Origin of the sequence: Sodalis-like endosymbiont of Proechinophthirus fluctus, assembly GCF_001602625.1 — a bacterium.
Classification (GTDB): Bacteria; Pseudomonadota; Gammaproteobacteria; order Enterobacterales; family Enterobacteriaceae.
Map to the genome: position 1 here is coordinate 116,834 of NZ_LECR01000090.1, position 3,158 is coordinate 119,991.

Below are 3,158 nucleotides of genomic sequence, written 5' to 3' on the forward strand. Positions count from 1 at the left end.
CGTCAAGTGGGGGTGGTGCTGGGCACCGCCAAGTATTACCGTACCAGGATTATCAATCAATATTATCTCTATCGCATTCAGGGCGCGCTCAACGCCTACAACAGCGGCAAGGTGAGTTACCTGCTGTTAAGCGGCGACAACGCACTGCAGAGCTACAATGAACCGGTTACCATGCGCCGCGATCTGATAGCTCAGGGCATGCCCGCCGCCGATATCGTGCTGGATTTTGCTGGTTTTCGCACGCTAGATTCGATTATCCGCACACGGAAAGTCTTTGATACCAACGACTTCACCATCATAACCCAGCGCTTTCACTGTGAACGAGCGCTATTTATCGCGCTGAACATGGGCATTCAAGCGCAATGCTATGCCGTGCCTTCGCCGAAAAATATCCTGTCGGTCCGGGTCCGGGAAATTGGCGCGCGCCTTGGCGCGCTTTCCGACCTGTATCTCATGAAGCGGGAACCGCGTTTTCTTGGCCCCTTAATTCCCATTCCCGCCCGTCACGACATTCCGCAGGGAGCACAAGGTTATCCAGTTATTTCACTGAAACAACTATTGGAAATGCAACAGAAGCAGCCCCATGACGATAAACAGCCGCCTCCCGGTATGGCCAAAATACATGCAATTGACGCGAAAAGAGAGACAGGTGAAATCTGTGGTCAGCGGTAGCGGTTTCGTCTATGGCGGCGGGCAGCAGGAACATCGGGATGATAGGTGCAAAGCATGAGAGTTACACCAGTTTATTTCCGACAATGTCATAAAGCTTGTAATGGATCTACGTGGGACATAGCGAGGCGGATCATTGAGCAAAACGCGGACCACGGCGCAGACGCACACTGCCGCGCACTGGGACACTTTCCACGGCACGCAGGACGACACCTGCCAGTCGCTCGAGCCAGGCGTCGGTCAAAGACTACTTTTTCTTCGTGTATAGGATTAACGCCAATATAGGTCAGACCATAGTTGATTACTGTAAAGATGATGACCCCGGTGACGATCCCCAGTACCGTACCAACCCCGCCGGTAAAGGACACGCCATCTACAACGCAGGCCGCAATGGCATTCAGTTCATACATAAACCGAGGTTATTAATGACTATGCTGATACGCCCCGCCTCTAGCATATCGCCGATGGCATAAAAGATCTCTGACATGGCATAAATCATAACCAGTTTCAGCGGTACATTGACACTGAATACTTCAGTAGTTTTCGTTGGTGCCGCCTATGGCGAAGATATTTTTACCAAAACGCATTTTAGTCCAAAAGATCCAAAAAAAAGATAATGGCGATCAGCGCATAGAAGGTGATATATAAGATAGTTTAAAATCGCAGAGACGAATAACCCCTTGTACAAGGGTAGATTAAAAACTAGCTATCGTCGAGGCCGCCCACCACATGGTAATAAAGCGATTTAATCCAATATAAGATAATCATCGTGCCTCAGGTGGTAATAAACAGCGTTACATTTAAACAAGCGATAACTACACTAATAACGGAACCGATAGAAAAAATCAAGATAACCACCGTAATGGTCAGGCGATGCATATCAATGAAAACTTTATTAAAATTATCAATAGATTATAGTAATATCATCTCTACCAAACCTACTTGACACTCCGCCGACAGGTCAGGTTCCCTAAGTGATAATCAATCCCGCTACTCTGAGAGCAATAATAGTCTGCACTGAGGATTGGGTCAGGATATTACTCAGGTTCATCAGGACCAAAATAGTCGGATCTTGGAAAATAATAATGGTCAATAGCACTAACAAGACCACACGGATGTGGCCCTATTTCAAATAGGTGAGCATGATTTTCTTTTTCAACAAATTCATCGTTAAACTCTTACACATTAGAGATACATGGAAGCAAAACGTAAAATTTTTTCTGCAAGGTTTCGTTTCTCTAGTGTTAATGATCCACGCCATTTGACTGTTTTTCATAACCAAAATTCGCTCGGTAATGCCGAGAATTTTCGGCATTTCAGAATGATATGATGATAGCATCTTTACCCCATTTTTCTAGTTCGGTCATCATCTGATATATCTCTAACTTGGCCTCTACGTCGATACCACAGGTGGTATCCTCCAGCATAAATATTTCCGACTGTATGAGAAGAGGCAGTGGAAAATAATAACTTTTTGCTGGTTACTGCCTGAAATCTATCCTATATAGGTACCGTGCCACGGCGTTTTAACCTTCATAACATTGATGACCTAATGAATATCGCTCTTCATACTGTTATTATTCAGTAGGACCATCTTGTTCTTGTTCTTATAGCTGATAATATCAGAAATGAAAGAATTGAAGACGACATCTAGAAAGATATAAATTCCTGTGGCACACCGCGCTTCAGTCATTAGCGTTAAACTGTGGATGAAGCCTCGTTGGCGTTGTTATTTTTTATGATTTTACCGTACAGACGGATAGTCCCGGCGAATTTTTTACGGATCCAGAATAATGTTTCGACAATATCAGTGCGCCGTGTGCCGACCGGACCGGCTATCCTGAGAATTTCACCCTGGTGCAAATCAAACGAAATGTCGCGGATCAAGGACTGGCACAACGATGTGAAGTTTGGAACTTCGAGCATGATTTCTCCCGGTTCAATAATACGATCAGGGAAACGCTAGCTCAATGAATGGCCTACCATAACGGTAATGATTTTGTCCATACTCATCCCTTCCACTGGCTGAGTGGCAATGCATTGTCCATCGCACGAAATGGTGATTTCATCGCACAGCTGAAAAATCTTTTCTATTTTATAATAGATATAAATCATACTACATCCGCGCGCTTTTAATTTTCGAACAATACTGAAAAAGTGATTGAATTCTTTTTTCTGTCAGTAATGAGGTGGCTCTTCTATAATTACGATTTTAGCGTCGTAGGAAAACGCCTTAGTTATATATATCATCTGCATCTGGGACACAGACAGGGTGGCAACTTTATCACGTGGATCGATATCTATATCTAACTTTTTAAAAAAGTCTTGGTGTCCTGATACATTTTCTTATGGTCGACGAATATCCATTTACGGAGTATCTACCAAAATATATATTGTCCATCATGGTACGCTGATGCACTAGGATGATATAATGATACACTATATAAATCCCTTGTTCCAGCACTTCTTTCTAGTTCTTGAAATTAACT

Annotated in this window: 1 protein-coding gene and 2 pseudogenes; 1 reads left to right on the forward strand and 2 read right to left on the reverse strand. The window is 43.7% G+C overall.

Translation table 11 applies throughout. The features are described 5' to 3' along the window. Nucleotides 1-672: outer membrane permeability protein SanA (gene sanA / locus BG74_RS09170; protein WP_187202858.1), on the forward strand; the 672-nt coding region annotated here is incomplete at its 5' end. Between the two features lie 263 nt (nt 673-935). Here sanA and BG74_RS18425 read toward each other — a convergent pair. Together BG74_RS18425 and BG74_RS14475 are read right to left on the reverse strand one after the other, a co-directional pair. After that, nucleotides 936-1,786 (reverse strand): annotated as a pseudogene (locus tag BG74_RS18425) (ABC transporter permease subunit); the annotation flags it as partial. A 68-nt stretch (nt 1,787-1,854) separates the two neighbouring features. Next, nucleotides 1,855-3,158 (reverse strand): annotated as a pseudogene (locus tag BG74_RS14475) (ATP-binding cassette domain-containing protein); the annotation flags it as partial.